The following is a 21,386-nucleotide window of genomic DNA, read 5'->3' as shown; positions in this document are numbered from 1 at the left end:
TGTTGTATACTATCTGAATATGCAGAAACCCCTGTTCGAATTGAACAGGGGTTTGTTGAGCAAATAATAGAATTTGCTTATTAGGCTTGTTTGATAAACGTTGGATCTGGGTAAGGATCTGCGATCCAGCCATCTTTTTCAATAAATAGACGCACGGCAATGATTTGTTTGTTCTCCATCAAAGTGAAGAAGTGTGGGGTGTTCTCAGGTACCGAGATAACGTCTCCAGGAGACAATTCTACATTAAAGTAACCTACATCATCTGTAGCTTTGATGACAAAGATTCCTTTGCCGGCTACAATTGCGCGGATTTCATCTTCAGCATGAGTATGAATCTCTTCAAATTTAGCAAGCTTCTCTTCAATATCTGGTGTTTGTTCAGACAGCGTGATTACATCCCAGATTTGGTACCCGCGACGTGCAGCCAAGTCTCTGATTTCATAGTCAAATGTGTTTAGTACTTCTTCTTTTTGTTCATCGGTGAGTCCAAAGTTGTTTTGCAGATCAGTTTTTAATTTGGACGCGTCCCATTTTTCAAATAGTACTTCATATTTGTTTAAGAAATTTCGAACATTTTCGTCTCCAGTGATACGTTCGTTCGTATTTCGGATTACAATTTCAGCCATGTTCTTTCCCTCTTTTCCACTTGGTTTAATCGCTATTATATCGGATTCCGCTATTTTTGTCGATTCACAAATTCATTCTACCTTCATAAAAACCGCCAGGGGACTGATCAAACCCGATCTTTCACATTAAGTTAGTTTCTGTTAAACTAAGATTTAACGTTTTGCGGAGGTGACGATATTGGATAAGCTTAGCCTACATGATGCATTAAAACAACGAATATTGATCCTCGACGGTGCAATGGGGACCATGATTCAACAAGTAGATCTCACAGGCGCAGATTTTGGCGGAGAAGACCTGGATGGTTGTAATGAAATGCTTGTACTTACACGTCCAGAGCTAATCCAGCGTATTCATGAGGAATATCTGGAAGCCGGTGCTGACTTAATTGAAACAAATACGTTTGGTGCAACTTCTGTTGTACTTGCTGAATATGACATTCAGGACCGTGCACGTGAAATTAATCTCGAAGCAGCCAGAATTGCAAAAGCGGCCGTGGATCGATTTTCGACACCGGAGTCTCCACGTTATGTGGTAGGTGCCATGGGACCTACAACCAAAACACTGTCAGTAACAGGTGGCGTAACTTTTCAAGAGCTCATCGACAGTTATTTTGAGCAAGCGCTTGCTTTAATTGAGGGAGGCGTTGATGCGCTGCTGCTCGAAACCTCACAAGATACGCTTAATGTAAAAGCAGGTAGCATTGGAATTCAACAGGCATTCGAACAAAGTGGTATCAAGCTTCCTTTGATGATCTCAGGAACGATCGAACCGATGGGTACAACCCTCGCTGGTCAGAACATTGAGTCTTTTTATATATCCCTAGAACACCTTAACCCAATTTCAGTGGGACTAAACTGTGCTACAGGTCCGGAATTCATGCGTGACCATATTCGCTCGCTTTCCGGAATGGCTTCAGTTGCAGTAAGCTGTTATCCAAATGCAGGGCTTCCGGATGAAAATGGTAATTACCATGAATCGCCTGAATCGCTTGCTCAGAAGATCGGTGCTTTTGCCGAACAGGGCTGGTTGAACATCGCGGGTGGCTGTTGTGGAACAACACCTGCACATATTCGGGCAATGCGGGATACACTTGCCAAGTACCCTCCAAGAGAAATGAACGGAACACATCCACCAGCATTGTCGGGAATTGATCCAGTCTACGTTGAACAGGACAATCGCCCTTACATGGTTGGGGAACGTACGAACGTACTTGGATCACGGAAATTCAAGCGTCTTATTGTTGAAGGGAAATATGAAGAAGCTTCGGAAATTGCTCGGGCTCAGGTGAAAAATGGGGCACATGTTGTCGACGTTTGTGTTCAAGACCCGGACCGTGAAGAAGCCGAAGACATGGAGAAGTTCCTTGAACTTGTTGTCAAAAAAGTAAAGGTGCCACTGATGATTGATACGACAGATGCAGCCGTCATCGACCTTGCACTGCAATACTCTCAAGGTAAAGCGATAATTAACTCCATTAACCTTGAGGACGGCGAGGAAAAGTTCGAGCTGGTCACTCCGTTGTTGCATAAATACGGCGGTGCTGTCGTTGTCGGAACGATTGATGAACGCGGTCAAGCCATTAGTCGTGAGGACAAGCTGGAGGTAGCCAAGCGGTCTTACGATTTGCTGGTGAACAAATATGGATTAAAAGCAGAAGACCTGATTTTTGATACCCTGGTGTTTCCAGTAGGGACGGGCGATGAACAGTATATCGGTTCGGCCAAAGAAACAATCGAAGGTATTCGTGTCATTAAAGAAGCGATGCCTGAATGTCATACGATACTGGGAATCAGTAACATTTCATTTGGATTGCCTGAAGCAGGGCGTGAAGTGCTAAACTCTGTATTTTTATATGAGTGTACCAAAGCAGGTCTCGATTATGCCATCGTTAACACAGAGAAGCTAGAGCGTTATGCATCCATTCCGGCAGAAGAGCGCAGACTCTCGGAAGAGCTGTTATATAATACGAATGACGAAACACTAGCTGCCTTCGTAGCGGCGTTCCGTAACAAAAAGGTTGAGAAAAAAGAAAAGATTTCGAACCTGTCGTTGGAAGAACGTCTCGCATCGTATGTTGTTGAAGGAAGCAAAGAAGGTTTGCTGCCCGATCTGGAGCAGGCACTCGCCAAATATAAAGCCCTTGAAGTAATCAATGGCCCGTTGATGCGGGGCATGGAAGAAGTAGGGCGACTGTTTAACAATAATGAGCTGATCGTAGCAGAAGTGCTTCAGAGCGCGGAAGTTATGAAGGCTTCGGTAGCTTATTTGGAACAATTCATGGAGAAGAATGAGACGTCAGTTAAAGGAAAGATTATTCTAGCGACGGTAAAGGGCGACGTACACGACATCGGCAAAAACCTGGTGGAGATCATCCTTTCCAATAACGGTTACCGGATCATTAATTTGGGTATAAAAGTACCACCAGAGCGAATTATTGAGGCATACAGAGAAGAGAAAGTCGATGCGATCGGTCTATCCGGTCTGTTGGTAAAATCGGCGCAACAGATGATTCTTACAGCTCAGGACTTACGCACAGCAGGAATTGATGTACCTATTATGGTTGGTGGAGCGGCATTGACACGCAAATTCACCAAGAATCGTATACGCCCGGAATATAACGGCATGGTTGTATATGCAAAAGATGCGATGGACGGACTGGATTTGGCCAACAAGCTGATGAACCCAAGCACTCGAGAAGTGATGCAGTTGGAGATGGACGCTGAAAAAGAGGCTGACGCAGCTGGCGCAGAAACTGTTAAATCCCTTCCCGAGCTAACTCGGGTAGAGCGTTCGGATATCGCAATAGACAACCCGGTTCTCGTTCCACCGGATCTGGAGCGACATGTTATGCGGAACTATCCGCTATCACACATATTACCGTATGTGAACATGCAGATGTTGCTAGGTCACCATCTTGGTTTGCGTGGCTCAGTAGAGCAGCTGCTTGCTTCGGGTGATCGGAAAGCCACTGACCTGAAAGCGGTAGTGGATGATATTATGCAGGAAGCTGTTCGTGACGGGATTATTCAGGCGCATGCGATGTATCGTTTCTTCCCGGCTCAGTCCAGCGGTAACAGCGTCATCATCTATGACCCGGAGAATACAAGTAATATCTTGCATACATTTACGTTCCCTCGTCAAAAAGTTGAACCATACCTGTGTCTGTCCGATTTCTTGAAGCCAGTGGAATCTGGACAAATGGATTACGTTGGTTTCATGGTCGTAACGGCTGGGCACGGTGTACGGGAGTTATCGACAGCTTGGAAGGAGCAAGGTGATTATCTTCGCTCACATGCTCTGCAATCCGTAGCGCTTGAAGTAGCAGAGGGATTAGCTGAGCGGGTTCATCATATGATGAGAGATATCTGGGGATTTCCGGATTCAGCACAGATGACCATGAAGCAACGTCATGGAGCACGCTATCAGGGAATCAGGGTATCATTTGGATATCCGGCCTGTCCCGATTTGGAAGACCAAGGGCCACTGTTTAAGTTGTTACAGCCTGAGGATATTGGTGTGGAACTGACTGAAGGTTTCATGATGGAACCTGAAGCATCCGTATCGGCGATGGTATTCAGCCATCCGCAAGCGAAGTATTTTAACGTGGAGAAGGCTTAAAAGTAAAAGGTCAGGCAAAGCCCTCCGCATTGTCGGAGGCTTTTTGCTGGCAGCAGAAAGAGGTGCGATCCAGATGGAACTATATTTCCTGGGAACTAACGCTGGTGTACCTACGCTTCAGCGGAATGTAACTTCCATAGGGCTGCGCATGTTGGATGAGCGCAGAGCATTGTGGTTGTTTGACTGTGGGGAAGGAACCCAGCATCAGATTTTAAGTTCTCCGCTTAAATTGAGCAAATTGGAGAAAATATTTATCACCCATTTACATGGAGATCATGTATTTGGACTTCCAGGTCTGCTCTCCAGCAGAGCATATCAGGGTGGCACTACACCGTTAACGGTGTATGGTCCGCCAGGAACTGAACGAATGATCATGACAACTATGGAGCTGAGCCAGTCACGTCTAAACTATGATCTAAGCATTGTAGAACATACAGGCGGAGTGCTTTTCGAAGATGAGAGCTTCATTGTGGAATCTGCGTTGCTGGAACATCGTATCGACAGTTACGGGTATCGGATTACCGAAAAGGATCGTCCAGGCAGCTTGGACCCTGCAAAACTGGCTGAGTATGGCTTGAAGCCGGGGCCGCTATTTGGTCGCTTGAAGCGGGGAGAAACGATTACCCTCGACAACGGGGACTTCCTTCGCCCAGAAGATGTGTTGGGTGCACCCAAGCGAGGGATGGTCATTACCATCTTGGGAGATACGCGCCCATGTGACAATGTACAGCCACTTGCACTAAATGCGGATGTTCTTGTACACGAAGCCACGTTTCTGCATGATTTGGCTGATACGGCTCATGAGTACTATCATAGTACTTCGAAGCAAGCGGCTGAGGCGGCGAGAGCGGCAGATGCAGGACAGCTGATCATGACCCATTTTAGCTCTCGCTACAAAGATGAGGATCAGTTGCAGCCACTTCTGGAAGAAGCACAGTCGATATTCCCAAATACGAAACTTGCGATTGAACACGAGCTGATTCCAGTTGTTCACCGTAAGAGCGAATCCTAATGGTGGATGTGCGAAACAGTACAGCCAAACAAGACGGGAGAACAAGCCGTTAATTGCACGGGACTGAGGGGAAGTTACTCCCGAGGTCCCTTTTGCAATCTGGCCGGAAAGCGTGTAGGATGGGCAATATGAGCAGGGAAATGATTCAATTATTTTCCGGGAAAGCGCAGGAAATGACAAGCTTGTACAGAAGACGCGCGGGGCTAGACGTCCGTGTTCGATTCGGTTCGACGTGTTGCGTGCAGATTCGAGCAAGCCATTTTTATGTACTGTATACATAGGTTAGCATTGAAGTTCGATGCAAATGGTTAAGGACATGAAATGTTAATGGAATAAAGAAAGGAAGTGCTGTATATGATTAAGGCCTATCTGATCGACCTGGATGGTACGCTCTATCATGGCAGACATCGTATCGAAGGAGCCGATAAGCTTATTCAGACATTGAATGAACAAGGCATGCCTTATTTGTTTGTGACTAATAATTCTTCTCGTACACCGCAAGGTGTGGCAGATCATCTGAACGGGATGGGTATCCCCGCTGATGCATCTCAGGTATGTACTTCTGCGGTGGCGGCTGCGGAATACGTGGCACAAGAGTCTCCGGGTGCGAAAGTGGCTTGTATCGGAGAAGAAGGGCTTTTGCAAGCGATAGAAGCTGCAGGGCTTACACTAACAGATGATGAACCTGATTACGTTATACAAGGAATTGATCGCGAATTTTCCTATCATAAATTGACCAAAGCGCTTCGCTGGATCAATGGCGGTTCTAAATCTGTCATGACCAATCCTGATTTGCAGCTACCTTCTGATGATGGGCTTACGCCGGGAGCGGGGACGATCGGGGCAGCGATAGAAGCAGCAACCGGAGTTCATCCTACCGTCATTGGCAAACCGTCAAGTATTATTATGAAGTCGGCTATTAGCCGATTGAACTTAAAGTCTGATGAAGTTGCTGTAATCGGAGACAATATGCGTACAGATATTGCGGCAGGAGCAGCTGCGGGTTGCGAGACCCTGCTGGTTCTTACTGGAATAACGACACGGGACAATATGGATAGCCACATCCAGGCGACCAAGGTTCGTCCTGATCATGTGTTTGAAGATTTGCATAAACTGATTGAGTGGCTGTCGCAGACGACAAGCCAAGCATCCAAGAAGGGGTAGATGTACGATGCCGGAATTGCCGGAAATGGAAAACTACCGGACCTTGCTGTCCGAGAAAATACTCGATTTGCCGATTACAGGTGTGGTGGTTAACCGTGAAAAGTCGATTAATACTGATCCTGATGTGTTCACCCGTGAACTGACAGGCAATCGTATCATATTTGTAGAGCGCCGGGCCAAACATTTGATTTTTCATCTGGCTAATGGTAAGCGGCTTGTGCTGCACCTTATGCTGGGCGGAATGATTTTCTGGGGTACAGAAGCTGAACGCCCTGATCGTTCCACTCAAGTGGAAATTCAGTTTGGAGAATATACTTTATTCTTTATCGGGCTCCGTTTAGGATATCTGCATCTGCTTACTTCCAAAGAGACGGAGGAGGCCATGTCTGACCTTGGACCTGAACCTCTTGATCGGCGCATGAATGCAGAACGTTTTGCTGCCCTGTTGAAAGGACGCCGGGGTACACTCAAAACTACACTGGTTAATCAACACATTATTGCTGGCATCGGAAATTGTTATTCGGATGAGATTGCATTTGCAGCAGGCCTGAGACCAAGCTCCAAGACGCAAAATATTGCTGCTTCGTCTGAACTCACAGCACGTTTGTACCATTCTGTGCAATCCGTGTTGCGGGAAGCTGCCTCGGAAGGCGGTTATATGGAAATGCCGTTGATGCAGGGAGATACCAAGACGGGAAGTTTTGACGAGCAGTGCCGAGTGTATGATCGTGAAGGGGAAACTTGCCCTCGTTGTGGGGGAACGATAGCGCGCGTGGAAATTACGGGCAAGAAGGCTTTCTTCTGTCCGGATTGCCAGCATGAGGCTTAAAAGTGGAATCGGGGCACATGTCAGCACCAGAGGTGGATTTCTTCAGGCAGCCAAGCGAGCATATGAGATGGGGGCTACGGCATTTCAATATTTTCCGAAGAACCCGCGGAGCCTTGGCTTGAAAGAACTGGACCTCAAAGATGCTGAACAGTGTCGGGATTGGTGTGAGAAGCAGGGGATATCTTCCATTGCTCACTCACCCTATCCCACGAATCCGGCTTTGGGCAAAACCCGAGGAGAGGCGGGTTTTCATGCAACCATCGCATCGATACAAAATGATCTGCATATTGCAGATGCCTGCGGTTCAGTAGGGACTGTAGTCCATTTTGGACATCTCAAGAGCAATGAACCACTTGAAGGATATCAGAATCTCATATCCTGTCTGGATACCGCTTTAGCAGATTGGGATGGACAGGCTAAGGTTCTGCTTGAAAATCAGGCTGGGGATCATGGTCCCATGGGTACGACGATGGAAGAGTTGATACAGATTCGTAAGCTAAGCCGGTATCCTGAACATATTGCTTTTTGTTTTGACACGTGTCATGCTTTTGCTTCAGGCATGTGGACGTCAGGCAATGAGGCATCCTTGCTGGAGAAAGGCAGACTGCTGGGATACTGGGATGCTCTTGCGGCTGTTCACTTTAATGATTCGAAATATCCTTCCGGTTCATACAAGGACAGACATGCACGGATTGGACAGGGTTATATAGGGAAAAAAGCGATGCAGGAACTGTTATGTGCGCCTGAATTTCAGCAAGCGGTAGTTGTCCTGGAAACTGAATCAGGCGAAGATGGAACACACCGTGGTGACATTGAGCTCATGCGTTCCTGGCTTTAAATGGGAGAGGAGCGATTGTAATGCATGTTTTTTTGGATGATTACCGGGCATGTCCGAAAGGGTTTGTTCTGGCTACCAATGCAGAAGAATGCCTGATGCTGCTTAGAGAAGGTGACGTGGACATTCTATCCCTAGATTTTGAACTGGGTCCAGATTCACCAAATGGCGGAGAAGTTGCTGCTTCGATCGTCCGGGAAGGTTTGTTTCCACGCCAGATCTATTTGCACACGTCCAGCATGTATGGCAAACGTCAGATGTACGAATTGTTGTACAGCAATAAACCAGACTCTGTTACCGTCCATAATGGTCCGATGTCGGGTGAGGTTATGCTGCGTGTTGCTGCGGGAGAAGAAAGCTGATGAAGCCAATTACAACAAAAATGTTAATGCGTGGTGTATGGGAAGGCATGCCTCAGGCTGTATTTATCTTTACCCCGCTATGCGGAACCTGCGCAGCAGCACGTCGAATGCTTGAGATCGCCGAACATTTGCTGCCCGAAGGGATTTTGACCGAGATGAATATTCACGATATCCCGGAACTTGTACAGCAGTTTCAGATTTCGAGCGTTCCTGCGGTTATGCTGTTTGATGGAGAACATGATGTGCCCAGAATGGTCTATCGGATGAACTCTGTCGAGCATCTGTTAGGGGAAATCCGAAAGGCGGTGCTAAAATGAGTGTAATCTCGATGGAGCATGTCTCTCTTAGAAGGGAAGACAATCAGATTCTGGATGACGTTGATCTGCATGTTAAAGAAGGCGAGCATTGGGTGATTCTTGGGCGTAATGGTTCAGGTAAAACAACGCTGCTGGAAATGATGAATGGATATATGTTTCCAAGTCAGGGGCGCATTGAAGTATTGGGCAATCTGTATGGTCAATGTGATGTGCGGGAGGTTCGGAAAGAAATTGGTTATATCAGTCAGACATTGATTGAGAAACTGACACCTCGAGATCCGGTGTGGGAAGTTGTCGCAACAGGAGCTTATGCTTTTTTGCGTTTCTATCAAACGATCCCGGATGATGTGAAGGCCAAAGCATTGAACCTGCTTGATGAAATGGGCTTTGCAAAACTGGCTAATCATCCGCTCGGCACCCTTTCTCAAGGGGAACGCAAAAAAGTGATGCTGGCTCGTTCATTGATGGCAGATCCCAAATTGCTGATTATGGACGAGCCTTGTGCCGGACTCGATCTGTATGAACGCGAGAAAATGTTGGCCGAAATTGATCGACTGCGTAAGCGAAATATCACTGTCGTTTATGTGACTCATCACGTCGAAGAGATCGTACCTTTGTTCACACACGTGGCCTTGATCCGCGATGGTCGTATTGCTGCGGCAGGGCCCAAACATGAAGTTTTAACACAAGATACAATTAAGCATACGTACGATGTTCCGGTTGATATCCAGTGGGATGATGCACGTCCCTGGATTCGCGTACGTTCTGGAGGGTAACACATTTTGAGTACACAGTCATCTTGGGGTGAAGGAGACTTCTCCCGTTTTATTTGCACAGCCAATCATGGTTTTACGCCCTATGCTCAGGAGGAATTGCGCCGTACGTTCGGGGCAGTAAAGAGCACGGTACTCGTACCAGGTGAAATTCTGCTTGCCGGTCTTCCGATTGCGGAAGAAGAGGTAGCGATCAAGCTTTTGGAAGAAAGCCCGACGTTTTTACGTCATATTCAACCTGTTCAATTTCAGGAAAATACGGAAGATTCAGCGCAAGCAATGGAAAAATTGATTTCATTTGTGTCGAACCATACGGAGTTAACAGGCACTAAAGTTACATTACAAGTTCGTAAAACTGAAGGTGCTTTCTGGCAGGAGAACGCTGCTTCATTGAAACAGCTATTGACTGAGAAGCTGGATGATCTTGGGTGTGAGTGGGTTGTTCGTGATGCGGATCATGTTATATCTGTCTTCGTAACGGATGACATGTTATATGCCGGTGTATCCAGACCTGATCAAAATCTGTCGGACTGGAGTGGCGGAGCAGTTCGTTTTCAGAAGGAAGAGGGGCAAATCTCCCGCGCCAAATTCAAATTGCTTGAAGCGGAGCAGACATTTGGCATCGACTTTACTTCTTTTCACAAAGCATTGGACATCGGTGCTGCACCAGGTGGATGGACCTCTTTCCTGCTTGAGCGCGGGCTTGAAGTTACAGCTGTTGATCCGGCCAAGATGGATGCGACCCTGCTGGAATCGCCCAAACTGACCTTTTTGAAAAAAAATGCCGGTGATGTACGTTTCCGCGAAGGGGAATTTGATCTGCTCGTATGTGATATGAGCTGGAGCCCCAAGCTGATGAGCCGTCTTATATCGGATCTGTTATACAGTCTTCAATCAGGGGGAACAGCAGTTGTAACGGTGAAGTTATTGCATAAGAAGCCGCTCGCTTTGATTAAAGAAGTCATCGATACATTTGAGCGCTCCCGGATGCAGATTCAGCGTTCCAAACAGTTGTTTCACAACCGTGAAGAAATCACGCTATATATGATTAAGTATTAAGTTATTAAAGGCATTAAACTTTATGCTTTACAATACCTTATTGCCTATACTATAATGATACCAATATTAACCATAACAAGTTGAGGGAAAGCATCCCGAAGTGAAGAGTCCGGATATCCGGTCTGTTCCGCTTCGGTGAAGCTTTCCCTTTTTTGTTATGCACACAAGGAGGAGTCTATATGAGACATCCGGCTAGGCTCGAGCGTGGAAGCCTGCTGGGGGGAAGGTACCGTATCGTGTCCATTCTCGGTTCGGGTGGAATGAGTCATGTATATGAAGCAGAGGATTTGAAGTTGCCAGGCAAAACCTGGGCGATCAAAGAAAGCGTGACGGCGATGCCATACGAAGGCAGTATGGAGTCAGAAGCTGCTCTTCTTACATCTCTGAGGCATCCCAGATTACCGCAAATCGTAGATTTTTTTGTACCGGATGAGCTGGGGTATACCTATCTTGTTATGGAGTACATTGAGGGATTGACACTTAGTGACTATTTCAAGCAATGTCGGGGGAAGATTCCGCTTGAACATATGACCGAGTTTGTGCTTCAGCTGCTGGATGTATTAAGTTATTTGCACAGTCTGGACCCACCTGTCATCTATCGGGATTTGAAACCATCCAACATTATGATTACACCGGAACATGAAGTGAGACTGATTGATTTTGGGATAGCGCGGAGCTATAAAGCACAAAGAGTCGATGATACGGTTAAATTGGGAACGGCCGGCTTCGCTGCACCAGAACAATATGGTTCAGGACAGACTGATGCGCGTTCTGACCTGTACGGGCTTGGAGCATTGTTGCTCTATCTCATGACTTGTGGAACTTATACGGAATGGATTCAGGGAGTTGAGAGCTCCATTCGCAGTGATGTTCCACGTACCTATATTCCTGTTGCGAGAAGGTTGTTGCGACTGAATCCGAATGAGCGCTTTCAATCGGCTGATGAAGTTCGTAAGGAGCTACTGCGCAGACCGGGAATAGCGGCTGGTGGTTCAGAAACGACGGTGACGATAAGCGGAGGGACAAGAGTGATCGCTTTGACGGGGGCATCATCCGGAGTTGGGGTTACGCATACGGCCATAGCCATCAGTCACTATCTGGAGCGGCAGAACTTCAAAGTGGCCATAATCGAGATGTCGCCACGTTCCCAATCGTTTGCACGGATTCAACAAGTCGCACATGCAGGTAAACCCGTGCCAGCAGGCAGACAGTTTGCAGTGGATGGTGTACATTACTGGAAACAATCGGGACGTGCAGACATCCTGTCTTTATTGGGAGGCAGCTATCAGTTCATTGTGATGGATCTGGGCAGTGGTCAGGATCAGAACCGGCTTGAAGAATTTCTCAGAGCTGACTTGCCCATTGTTATAGGTTCGGGTGCCGAATGGAGACAAGCTGAGATTGGATCTTTTGTCCGTTCACACAACCGGTACCCGAGAGACAAATGGATCTACTGCCTGCCACTCGCAGCAGCTGACGCAGTTCAGCGCATGCGCAAAACGTTGGACACTTCCAGTGTCTACGGTCTGCCTTTACATATCGATCCCTTTGATCGGGAACCGCAGATGGATAAGGTTTTTGCTCATATTCTGACTCATATGATGGGGCAGCTTCCCAAGAAACGTTCATTCTTTGCAAGAAAAAGAGTACATGATTAGAAGAGATTGCGAAAGGAGAGCCTCTTTTGTCTAAATTAAGAAAACAAAGCCGTCAACTGATTTACGCTGGATTGACGGGAGCAGGAGCAATCGGTTTGTTGTTTGGGGCATATGTCATTTACAATGTCAAAACCATGAGTGATACGAGGTCTGAAGTGGAGGCCCGATACTCATCAGCCTACGAACAAAAAGAAGCTGAATTGATGCAACAATGGAACTCGGGGGCACAGGGATGGGTGACAATACGGGATGTTGAAGCAGGGGAGTCGATATTGCCCGAGGATATCAAACTCATAGCCGTTCCGGATGCACAGGCACCAAGGAATCTTTGGTCCAGCTCCAAGCAGATGGATGGTCAAGTGGCGAAAATAGAATTAAAAAAGGGAACAGCCATTACAACTGAAATGGTGTATGAAGATACCCCGGCACCGCCGGATCTAAGGAATCGTGAACTACAGGTTGTGTTATTACCTTCTTCACTTGCTAAGGGAGACATCATTGATATTCGTATTCAGTTTCCAACGGGTCAAGACTACATTCTCCTGTCCAAAAAGAAAGTCCAAAGATTAAATGCAGCTACACTATGGATTACGATGACGGAGGAGGAGATCCTGTCCCTTTCAAGTGCAATTGTAGATGCCTATTTACATAAAGCTTCAATCTATGCCTTAACCTATGTAGAACCACAGTTCCAGACACCAGCGATTCCGACATACCCTGCTAACAATGAAGTGTTAAAACTGCTGGAGAGTGATCCTAATCTTGTACGTCGGGCTGAAGTGGAGTTAGCGCGGCAAGTGCGGAGTTCGTTAGAAAGCTCACTCGCCGCATCCATCTCAGCGCCATCCCAAGGTGTGGAGCAGGACGTTGCACAGTCCTCCGTTTCATACAATAGTCGCCCTGGAGCGAATAACTCATCATCTACTGATGGGGTCATCTGGAATGATGGTTCTGGTAGCGGCGGAACGACGGGTACAGGGAGTAATGATTCTTCAGCATCTGCTTCAAGTGCGGATGAGCAGAAAAGCTTGCTGACGGGCGGGGAGTAAAAAGCAGGACAAACCATTTATTATTCATGTAACAACGTGTAAAAGAAATTTAAAGGAGATTCGATAGCTATGCAAACATGGATCTTTGCTGGGTTATGCGAGAAGAATGACCTGATGCTGTACCTTTGCAAAATACTGGCTTCCTCCGGTAAACGTGTCTTGCTTGTTGATGGAACATTACAGCAGAAATATGGATACGGCGTTGGGGAAAGTCAGCAATCTCTGCGTATTATAGAATTTGAAGGTTTTGATATCGCATGTCAGTTCGTAACTTCAACAGCGGTTGAGAGTCATCTTGAAGCGAGTGGCGAGAAATTGGAGAGTTATGATTACGTCCTTTACGACATGGAAACATCACACTTTGCGTCACGTGATCTATGGCTCACGGCAGATATCCGTGTCTGGGTCAGTGATTATGAACGTTACAATCTGGAACGGGGCAAAGGCTGGCTCAAGCGGTTGCTTGAAGAGCAGTCCCTACCATCAGAACTACCATTTCAGCGCATTTTGATTAATGCCGTTGATTGCAAACTGGAAGCTCGATATTTGTGGGCGTATCTGGAAGGTAGTCCATTTGTATGGACAGGGGAATCGCTGATGTTGCCTTGGGATGAACTGACTGCAGCGGTCAAACTGGAAAATGAGCATCATCGCCGTATTCGCCTGGGGCCATTGTCACGGAACTATAAAAAATCGCTATGCAGGTTAGTGGAGCAGTTGACCGGATGGGAAAATGTCCAGAGTCGCCGGGCCATTAAAGAAGCAGAAAGGATGAGGGCATGAGCACCATTACGTTTTGGAGTCCTTTTGCAGGAACAGGCAGCACCTCAAGTGCGTTGATCGGCGCCTATGCGATGGCCCTTCAATATAGGACAAGAATTTTGCTTGTAAATACAGGTCCTGTCGGGAGCAGCACAGAAGCTGCCCTCCCACCTAAAGAAATAGAGGACACGGGATCAGTATTTACATTCGAGGAGGGGGGATGGGATGCTGTGGAACGGCTGCATATCAGCGGGAGTCTGAACAAGCATAATTTGAGGGACTACACCAAGCCGCTCCTCAATGACCGTCTGGATTTGTTGACTGGCAGAATTAATCGATTGGAACGTTCAACAGAAGAGCATGTGGAGACATTAAAAAGGCTGTTGCACGTAGCCAATGAATATTATGATCTGGTTCTTCTCGATGCAGATCGCGCAGGCACTAGTGACCAGGTTCTGCTGGATCAAGCGGACTATGTTGTGGTGAACCTGAATCAAAATATGAGGGATCTGGAGTATTTTTTTGAAAAAATCAGACCCGAGAGCATGAGTGATCAGAAACTGCACATCGTGCTGAATAAGTATGATCCTCATTCACGCACAACCATCACCAATATTCGTCGGCGTTTTCGATACAAGGGATCGATATCAGTGTTGCCTTATACCACCGGATTTCTGGATGCCTTCAATCGTCGTGATGCGGCTGCGTACTTGCAATTGGAAGGTCTGAGCAACAATAAAGATATTCGTAAAGGGAGCTTTGCCGCAAGTATGGCTGAACTCGCTCGTCTTATTATGGATGGGGCAGGGATGCGTACCGTACTAAAAAGGCTGGAAAGGGGAGCCTGAACATCTGATGCTCTGGAATACCCTATGGTTAATTTTAATTTTGCTGTTATGTCTTGCGTATGTTTGGTTCAAATACAGAGCTTCCCATCGTGAAAAAAATAACCGTGCTCCTGAGCGCGAATCCTTCACGATTGAAGTGCTGACAGAGAAAGTAAAGAACTCGCTTCATGAGCTTAGTCATAGTCAACTTGCGGATGCAGGATTGCACGAAGAAGAATATCGCCGAAGAATCAATCAGCGTGCCGAGATGCGCAAGGCGCTTAAAGGTTGTGTATCAGGAAGCATCAGTGATAAAACGTATGTCAAAAACCTGATAGGTGATCTGCTTACCCGCAGTATAGGACTGAATAAGTCAAATATCGATGAGGTCATATATTTTGGAGAAGCTGAGTTGCTGACGGTTCAGGATCAATTCGAAATCGTGTTTTATCTATACCGGCAGCAATTTGGTGTCGATGCCTTGTCACGCATGATTGACACTTATGATCTTGGCAGATTGAGGCTGAGTGAAGGTGCAGACGACGGAGGAAGTTACTATATCTCCGAGGAGGACATCCGATATGTGTTTGAGTGTGAGTATAGAGAGCTTGGATTCAGAGAAAAAACAGATATCATCGTTCAACGTATCTACCAGCATTACAAAGGTTTCTCGGTGGTTGATGAAATAAGAGATCAACGAATAGATGGCGTTAGTGGTGGTGTGAGTGGCATGCTGGATGCCCTTCAGGATATGGGGCTACGGCAGCCAGCTTCGTGGAATGATCTGCTCACGGATGGACTTGAAGATGCTCCCCTTGAAGAACCACTTACTGGAATGGAAAGTGTCTGGATTTTCTATAAAGGTAAGTCCATTCATCTGTCCTTCCTGTCGTTTGGCAATATCCGTGAACTGAAGAGGGTATGTCAAAATATTTATAAATACAACTATCCGGGACAGCTTTCGGAAGCAAATGGATACAAGGTGAACGAGATGAAGGATGGATCACGTGTCGTTGTTGTGCGTCCTCCCTTTGCCGAATCATGGGCATTCTTTGTCCGGAAATTTGATATTCCCAATGCTTCACTGGAACAGTTGATTACTGGTAACAACGCAGATCTGCCAATCACTTTGCTGCAATATTTGATGAAAGGCAGTCGAATCACAGCTGTAACAGGAGCACAGGGATCGGGTAAAACGACACTACTTATGGCAATGGTGAAGCATATTTACGCTTCGTATACCCTGCGTGTACAGGAGATGGCTTTCGAGTTACAGCTTCGGCGTATATACAGTCGGCGTAACATACTAAGCTTCCGGGAGACGGAGCACATCTCAGGTCAACAGGGACTGGACTTACAGAAAAAGACGGATGGTACTGTAAATATTCTCGGTGAGGTCGCAAGTGACGAAGTAGCCGCATGGATGATTCAGATGTCCCAGGTTGCCAGTCTGTTCACCCTGTTTACCCATCATGCCAAAACGTTTCGTGATTTGGTTTTCTCCCTCCGTAATTCACTGCTCAAAACAGGTATGTTCCAACATGAACATATTGCCGAGGAGCAAGTAGTAAGTGTCATTAATTTCGATGTACATATGAAAAAGGACGCAGAGGGACGAAGATATATCGAACGAATTACGGAGTGTCTGCCACGTGCGAATAAAGGGGATAGCGTGGAGGAACGGGCGGGATTTACGTTTCGCAATGTGATCGAGTACAAGGATGGCAATTACGTCATCACAGCTCCGATCTCCATAGGAAGCATTACGGATATGCGGGATCAGATGACACTGCAGGACGCTGCGCTGTTCGAACAGTTCATCAAGCAACATTGGGGTGATACCTATGACCGTTAAGATAGCTCTTCTGTTGGTGTTGGGGATATATGCAGGTGGCCTGATAATCACGCTACTTGTACTGAACCTGTTACGTCACAGAGGAGGAGACAATGCAAGTAAATCTATCGGGATCGCTACGCTAAACGGCACTCGTACGCTGCGGTGGGGATCGGTCCTGTTACAGTCTTATCGGTGGGGCATGAAAGTGCCGCTATTCTCTGCTTATATTTTACAAGTACAGAAACGAATCTCATTCCGGCATGTAGGCGACGAACCAGCATTAAGACGAATGACTATGAACGTGGTTCTAATTATCTTCGGAGGATACGGGAGTATCAGTGTAATCCTTTTCCTTATGCAGCCGGGTATCGCCTTTGTTATATTGTCGGTACTCTGCGCTGTAGTTCTAAACAGTCTTGTACTGGATATGTGTCTGAATCGTATGGAGAAGCGACTTTTGGTACAGATGCTGGACCTGTTTGCCGACGTGAGACATCGGTATCATCAGCATGGAATGGTAGAGGAGGCACTTTATGAAGCAGCGGAAACAGGTAAAGGAGAGGCTGCCGAGCAAGTGCTGTTGATCTATGAAGCATTGACTTCTCCGGATCCGAACGAAGCTTTGGAACGGTACTATGGGATTGCGCCAAATCGCTTTCTTAAAGGTTTTGCCGGTATTTCATATATGGTGATGGAGTTCGGGGATAAAGATAGAGCACAGGGTTCGATTTACTTGAAAGGCTTGGGGAATCTGACACAGGAAATTCATCTGGAGATTTTGCGGCGGGACAAATTGGACTATCTGTTAAAAGGGTTGAATATCATCGCCCTAGCCCCCGTTCTATTCACAGCTCCAATCGAACGTTGGGCCAGAGGAAGTTTTCCGACTATGGATGAATTTTATCGCAGCAAAATCGGGTTTGTAACCAAAATATCGATCTATGTCATTATCATACTTGCCTACCTGCTTTTGCAAAGACTTCAGCAATATGATGAAACCCGCTATCGGACAGGGCGCAAACACTCCAGAATCGATCAGTTTCTATACAGGCAGACGTTCATTCGTAAAGTCGCGATGTTGTTCGTGGCCAAACCTGGCAGTACCAATTACAGTCAAACCGTAAGACTGATGCGGGAAAGTAGCTCGGAACTGAAATATGAATGGCTGGCGATACGAAGGCTGATGTTATTTGTAAGTTGTTTTGTCCTGACCATTGGATGTGTCTTTCTGCTGCATCAGGTTGAACGAAATCATATTTTACATGATCCTGTGAGAGATGACCGGATGTTTGGCGCGATGGGAGAGGCGGAGTTGAAGCAGGCTACCGAGAAGACAAGCTTGGATCAAGCTGTACTCGAGCGCATCGAAATGAAGCGAGGAGCAACTTTTGATGAGATATCCAATGCATTGCAGTCCGTAAATCCCGTTCCACTGGAGCATGATGCACAGACTGAAACTATCGCACGCATCCTGCAGAAGCTGGAAGGTTACAACAAGCAATATCTCCACTGGTGGGAGTTAATTATTGCAATGATGATAGGTTTAGCGGGTTATCACATGCCGATCTGGCTCATGATGTTCCAGCGCAAGATGAGAAGCATGGACATGAGGCATGAAATCTATCAGTTTCAGACGGTTATCTCAATCTTGCGAGAGATGGACCGTATGTCTGTAGAGGAAATACTGGAATGGCTCAATCGCTTTGCTGTTATTTTCAAAAGACCACTGCAAAAATGTCTGTTGCACTTTGAACATGGGCCGGAGCATGCACTTGAACAATTGAAAGAAGATGCAGGTCTGCCTGAATTTCAGCGTTTGGTTGAAAAACTGCAACTTGCACTTGGGAAAATTTCGATTCGAGAGGCATTTGATGATCTGGATAGTATGATGGCCTTTTATTTTGAACAACGGAAGCAGGAATACACCAAGATGATTGATGTTAAAGCATCATGGGGAAGAATGATCGGGTTTACACCGATGTATGCCCTGATCTTCCTCTATCTGGTCATTCCGCTGGTAGGCATGAGTTTCCTGCAAATGAACATTTATTATGAACAGATTCAGAAACTGTAACGACCATGTACGTCACAGTCTGAAATAAATTAAAAACGATATAGGAGGATTTATCATGAACAATGCATCAAGTGCTTTAAAGGTGGCAGCAGGCATCTTTCTGACCATCGCCCTTATTACAATTGTGGTTCTATTGTTTATTTCGGCTCAGGAGGCAACCAAAACGGCACAGAACAATTTTGCCGATATCCAGACCGAGTTGTCCCAAGCTGCATTTACCGTGTATGACGGAACAACCATTAGCGGATCACAGGTCACAAACGCGTTGCGTAAATATGCGGACAAGGATCAGTTCGGTATTCAAGTTATTACAGGTAAAAACAAGGGAGGTCAATGGTATGGCAATCAGTTGAACATATCCCAGGATCTCAATAATGCAGATTACGGTTCAGTGATTTCTCCAGATGATAAAGTAGGGATTATTAATCAAACTATGAGTGAAAAAGACAACCAATATGTCAATCCAAGTGGTAAATTCAAAGCAATTATCGTAAAAGACAGATCCAATGTGGTAAGAGGGCTTATTTTCCAGCAATCCTGACAGGAGTTGGTTTAACATGTCCCAGAATACACAGCAGCTCATGTTGTTCTGTACGGCGGTTGTCCTATTTGTGACAGCCTGCCTGTACGGGCAGCAGAATGTTCGGGTTCTTTCAGACGCTTTGAATCACTTGGTGCAGACGACAGCAGACATGGAAGGACGGCTGAATACCACTCTGCGTATAAGTGAGCCAATCCGTTATAGTGGTGCGGAAGTGTTGAACACTGTGAGGCAAATGACAGGGACAATGGTCAGCGTGGAGGTGGACGGGATTGCATATGTCATTGATCCCCTTGTAAACAGAAGAGGAACCATTCCTGTCCAGCTTGCTGCTTCGTATAGACCCGAGTTCATAAGAAGTGAGGCTGGCGAACTGCTGAAGATTGCATTTTGGAAGGAGGCCAGTACACCTTGATTAACGCTGCATCCAAGCTGCTTGCTGTTTTGCTGGCAGTGATTTTGCTTTATGTATATCCGGCAGCAGAGACTGCAGATCGACAGGATGACATGGCACGCATGACCGTTGTTCAGACGGTTACCCGTTTTGTTGATGCAGTCAGAACAAAGGGATACATTTCCCCTGTCATGTATACAGAATTCGAAGAACAGATGGCCCGAACGGGGAATGCCTATGAGATTTCCATGGAGCATTTGCACAAAAAATATGTTCCTCATTACTCAGATCCGATGGATCAGAGCACATTTTCTGGCACCTATGAAACTGTACAAGATGGCTATTATTCAGCCCAAATTAAAGCAAAGCTGTTTCCTTCGTCCGGTGTGCTAGCTTTAGACGATCCTGGGCGCAGATATACACTGGCAATGGGGGATTTCTTCACTGTAACCGTCAAAAATACCAATCGCACACCTGCCATGTTGATTCGTGAGTGGTTGAACGGGTCTGCACAGGCTGCAGCCGTGTTTACCACATATGGGGGTATGGTGCTCAATGAAGATTACTGATCTTTCTATTGTGTTTGTGCTTATCTTTTTACCTATATTCTGGGTTATTTCTCACAATACAGACAATGCCCAAGAGGCACAATATTTAAGCAATCGATATAAGATGGCACTTCAGACTGCCGTACTGGATGCAGGGGCTGTGATGCATCAAAATGAGAAGCAAGACGATGAAGCAGGGTATGATTCGACCAAATTTGTAAAAGCGGACAAAGAGCTTGCCTTGACTACCTTTACCCAAACACTGGCGCTAAATATGGGGATTCAGGATGATCCTGCTGCTATACGGGCCATGTTTAATTACATTCCTGCAATGGTCGTGCTGGATTATGATGGTTATTACATTTTGGCGAACGAAACTGAGATGACAGGTGATCTTGAAGATTCATTCCGGCAAGTTTGGAGTCCTAAAAAGCCCTATACATATTCTGATTCAAATGGTAGCAGTATTAACTTCACACTCGATGGGTATGTGTATGCCTATGATGCAGGCTTGGGCATGTGGGTTGAGGGTTTCCAGAAAGAACTGGCCTCCAGCACACAAATCCCTCTGCTTCAGAATGCCGAGACGTTTGAGCAGGTCAGACGAGGCCGGATCGTGACAAGTGTGCAGGAAGATTTGGCAGATGTTATTAACCGGCATAATGAGTTTGCAAGAAGGAATGGTGTTTCCTACACCTTTACCATGCCTTTGATTTCTCAGGAAGACTGGTACAATTCGATTAATGATACGGGGCTGATGGCGTTTATTCAGGGAATACCTGTAGGTAACCAAAAGATTAACAATTATGCCATTGGTGGTGGCAGACTGGTGAAGAAAACAGCGATCGTTGGCGGAGTTGATCCTGTAAGTGGAATTAAATACTATTACCCTTCCACATGTAGCAATGGTTACAGAGCCGAAGAAGTGTTTACAAATGCCAAACAAGCGGCAGCACAAGGTTATTTTGAGTATAACTGTTCCATAAATTAAAGGCAGTTTGTTTGTAATATAAAAGCGAGGTTGCATGAGATGTTTACATTACTTTCAGAAAAGGCGACACCTGTGCTAAAATAGGGTTTCGGAACGATAGTAATGTCCA

General features: G+C 46.2%; 20 protein-coding genes. 19 read left to right on the top strand and 1 reads right to left on the bottom strand.

All coding sequences use genetic code 11. The annotated features are described in order from the left end of the window. Nucleotides 1–80: 80 nt before the first annotated feature. Complete coding sequence (locus BLV50_RS09235) at nt 81–626, bottom strand: cupin domain-containing protein (RefSeq protein ID WP_063562857.1); 546 nt, start codon at nt 624–626, stop codon at nt 81–83. A 178-nt stretch (nt 627–804) separates the two neighbouring features. On the opposite strand from BLV50_RS09235, the gene metH reads away from it, so the two are divergent. From metH to BLV50_RS09140, 19 genes are all read left to right on the top strand, one after another. Continuing rightward, nucleotides 805–4,245 carry a methionine synthase gene (gene metH / locus BLV50_RS09230; protein WP_072733297.1) on the top strand — a complete coding sequence of 1,147 codons (3,441 nt, stop codon included), beginning with the start codon at nt 805–807 and terminating at the stop codon, nt 4,243–4,245. 73 nt (nt 4,246–4,318) lie between these two features. Next, nucleotides 4,319–5,257, top strand: coding sequence for a ribonuclease Z (gene rnz / locus BLV50_RS09225; RefSeq protein WP_090807555.1), 939 nt, complete (start codon nt 4,319–4,321; stop codon nt 5,255–5,257). 354 nt (nt 5,258–5,611) lie between these two features. Further along, the gene (locus BLV50_RS09220) at nt 5,612–6,421 is read left to right on the top strand and encodes a TIGR01457 family HAD-type hydrolase (RefSeq protein WP_063562855.1); all 810 of its coding nucleotides are present in this window, start codon (nt 5,612–5,614) and stop codon (nt 6,419–6,421) included. Between the two features lie 7 nt (nt 6,422–6,428). Then, nucleotides 6,429–7,250, top strand: coding sequence for an Fpg/Nei family DNA glycosylase (locus tag BLV50_RS09215; RefSeq protein WP_063562854.1), 822 nt, complete (start codon nt 6,429–6,431; stop codon nt 7,248–7,250). Then, complete coding sequence (locus BLV50_RS09210) at nt 7,240–8,088, top strand: deoxyribonuclease IV (RefSeq protein WP_090807115.1); 849 nt, start codon at nt 7,240–7,242, stop codon at nt 8,086–8,088. The genes BLV50_RS09215 and BLV50_RS09210 overlap by 11 nt, the downstream gene beginning before the upstream one ends. A gap of 20 nt (nt 8,089–8,108) precedes the next feature. Beyond that, a complete protein-coding gene (locus BLV50_RS09205) occupies nt 8,109–8,447 on the top strand; it encodes a cyclic-phosphate processing receiver domain-containing protein (RefSeq protein WP_063562852.1) in 339 nt (112 codons plus the stop codon). After that, the gene (locus tag BLV50_RS09200; RefSeq protein ID WP_064637133.1) at nt 8,447–8,764 is read left to right on the top strand and encodes a thioredoxin domain-containing protein; all 318 of its coding nucleotides are present in this window, start codon (nt 8,447–8,449) and stop codon (nt 8,762–8,764) included. The genes BLV50_RS09205 and BLV50_RS09200 overlap by 1 nt, the downstream gene beginning before the upstream one ends. Continuing rightward, nucleotides 8,761–9,540, top strand: a complete 780-nt coding sequence (locus BLV50_RS09195; RefSeq protein WP_090807113.1) for an ABC transporter ATP-binding protein — start codon at nt 8,761–8,763, stop codon at nt 9,538–9,540. The genes BLV50_RS09200 and BLV50_RS09195 overlap by 4 nt, the downstream gene beginning before the upstream one ends. A 6-nt stretch (nt 9,541–9,546) precedes the next feature. Then, nucleotides 9,547–10,596, top strand: coding sequence for an SAM-dependent methyltransferase (locus BLV50_RS09190; protein ID WP_090807111.1), 1,050 nt, complete (start codon nt 9,547–9,549; stop codon nt 10,594–10,596). Nucleotides 10,597–10,775: 179 nt separating this feature from the next. Continuing rightward, complete coding sequence (locus BLV50_RS09185; RefSeq protein WP_090807108.1) at nt 10,776–12,254, top strand: serine/threonine protein kinase; 1,479 nt, start codon at nt 10,776–10,778, stop codon at nt 12,252–12,254. Nucleotides 12,255–12,280: 26 nt separating this feature from the next. After that, nucleotides 12,281–13,303: an SAF domain-containing protein gene (locus tag BLV50_RS09180; protein ID WP_063562848.1), complete on the top strand. Its 1,023-nt coding sequence runs from the start codon at nt 12,281–12,283 to the stop codon at nt 13,301–13,303. Nucleotides 13,304–13,372: 69 nt separating this feature from the next. Continuing rightward, a complete protein-coding gene (locus BLV50_RS09175) occupies nt 13,373–14,086 on the top strand; it encodes a hypothetical protein (protein WP_090807106.1) in 714 nt (237 codons plus the stop codon). Further along, entirely contained in the window at nt 14,083–14,913 is an 831-nt protein-coding gene (locus BLV50_RS09170) for a CpaE/TadZ family protein (RefSeq protein ID WP_090807104.1), read from the top strand. Before BLV50_RS09175 ends, BLV50_RS09170 begins: the two co-directional genes overlap by 4 nt. A gap of 7 nt (nt 14,914–14,920) precedes the next feature. Beyond that, complete coding sequence (locus BLV50_RS09165; RefSeq protein ID WP_063562845.1) at nt 14,921–16,747, top strand: P-loop NTPase family protein; 1,827 nt, start codon at nt 14,921–14,923, stop codon at nt 16,745–16,747. Beyond that, nucleotides 16,737–18,803, top strand: a complete 2,067-nt coding sequence (locus tag BLV50_RS09160; RefSeq protein ID WP_090807101.1) for a hypothetical protein — start codon at nt 16,737–16,739, stop codon at nt 18,801–18,803. The genes BLV50_RS09165 and BLV50_RS09160 overlap by 11 nt, the downstream gene beginning before the upstream one ends. 55 nt (nt 18,804–18,858) lie before the next feature. Continuing rightward, on the top strand, nt 18,859–19,344 hold the full coding sequence (locus BLV50_RS09155) for a hypothetical protein (protein WP_063562843.1): 486 nt from the start codon (nt 18,859–18,861) through the stop codon (nt 19,342–19,344). A gap of 16 nt (nt 19,345–19,360) precedes the next feature. Beyond that, entirely contained in the window at nt 19,361–19,759 is a 399-nt protein-coding gene (locus tag BLV50_RS09150; protein WP_090807099.1) for a hypothetical protein, read from the top strand. Then, complete coding sequence (locus BLV50_RS09145) at nt 19,756–20,307, top strand: hypothetical protein (RefSeq protein WP_064637150.1); 552 nt, start codon at nt 19,756–19,758, stop codon at nt 20,305–20,307. The genes BLV50_RS09150 and BLV50_RS09145 overlap by 4 nt, the downstream gene beginning before the upstream one ends. Beyond that, nucleotides 20,294–21,277: a hypothetical protein gene (locus BLV50_RS09140; protein WP_079693926.1), complete on the top strand. Its 984-nt coding sequence runs from the start codon at nt 20,294–20,296 to the stop codon at nt 21,275–21,277. Before BLV50_RS09145 ends, BLV50_RS09140 begins: the two co-directional genes overlap by 14 nt. Nucleotides 21,278–21,386 lie beyond the last annotated feature (109 nt).

It is taken from the genome of Paenibacillus sp. 276b, assembly GCF_900107875.1.
GTDB classification, from domain to species: Bacteria; Bacillota; Bacilli; order Paenibacillales; family Paenibacillaceae; genus Paenibacillus; species Paenibacillus marchantiae.
Note: the sequence above shows the minus strand (reverse complement) of the source record. Positions and strands in the feature narration are given on the sequence as shown.

Coding starts and splice junctions, on each gene's coding strand:
- BLV50_RS09165 (WP_063562845.1), top strand. CDS start 14,921: ATGCTCTGGAATACCCTATGGTTAATTTTAATTTTGCTGTTATGTCTT.
- BLV50_RS09150 (WP_090807099.1), top strand. CDS start 19,361: ATGTCCCAGAATACACAGCAGCTCATGTTGTTCTGTACGGCGGTTGTC.
- BLV50_RS09205 (WP_063562852.1), top strand. CDS start 8,109: ATGCATGTTTTTTTGGATGATTACCGGGCATGTCCGAAAGGGTTTGTT.
- BLV50_RS09185 (WP_090807108.1), top strand. CDS start 10,776: ATGAGACATCCGGCTAGGCTCGAGCGTGGAAGCCTGCTGGGGGGAAGG.
- BLV50_RS09155 (WP_063562843.1), top strand. CDS start 18,859: ATGAACAATGCATCAAGTGCTTTAAAGGTGGCAGCAGGCATCTTTCTG.
- BLV50_RS09170 (WP_090807104.1), top strand. CDS start 14,083: ATGAGCACCATTACGTTTTGGAGTCCTTTTGCAGGAACAGGCAGCACC.
- BLV50_RS09215 (WP_063562854.1), top strand. CDS start 6,429: ATGCCGGAATTGCCGGAAATGGAAAACTACCGGACCTTGCTGTCCGAG.
- BLV50_RS09235 (WP_063562857.1), bottom strand. CDS start 626: ATGGCTGAAATTGTAATCCGAAATACGAACGAACGTATCACTGGAGAC.
- BLV50_RS09160 (WP_090807101.1), top strand. CDS start 16,737: ATGACCGTTAAGATAGCTCTTCTGTTGGTGTTGGGGATATATGCAGGT.
- BLV50_RS09140 (WP_079693926.1), top strand. CDS start 20,294: ATGAAGATTACTGATCTTTCTATTGTGTTTGTGCTTATCTTTTTACCT.
- BLV50_RS09200 (WP_064637133.1), top strand. CDS start 8,447: ATGAAGCCAATTACAACAAAAATGTTAATGCGTGGTGTATGGGAAGGC.
- rnz (WP_090807555.1), top strand. CDS start 4,319: ATGGAACTATATTTCCTGGGAACTAACGCTGGTGTACCTACGCTTCAG.
- BLV50_RS09195 (WP_090807113.1), top strand. CDS start 8,761: ATGAGTGTAATCTCGATGGAGCATGTCTCTCTTAGAAGGGAAGACAAT.
- BLV50_RS09175 (WP_090807106.1), top strand. CDS start 13,373: ATGCAAACATGGATCTTTGCTGGGTTATGCGAGAAGAATGACCTGATG.
- BLV50_RS09220 (WP_063562855.1), top strand. CDS start 5,612: ATGATTAAGGCCTATCTGATCGACCTGGATGGTACGCTCTATCATGGC.
- BLV50_RS09210 (WP_090807115.1), top strand. CDS start 7,240: ATGAGGCTTAAAAGTGGAATCGGGGCACATGTCAGCACCAGAGGTGGA.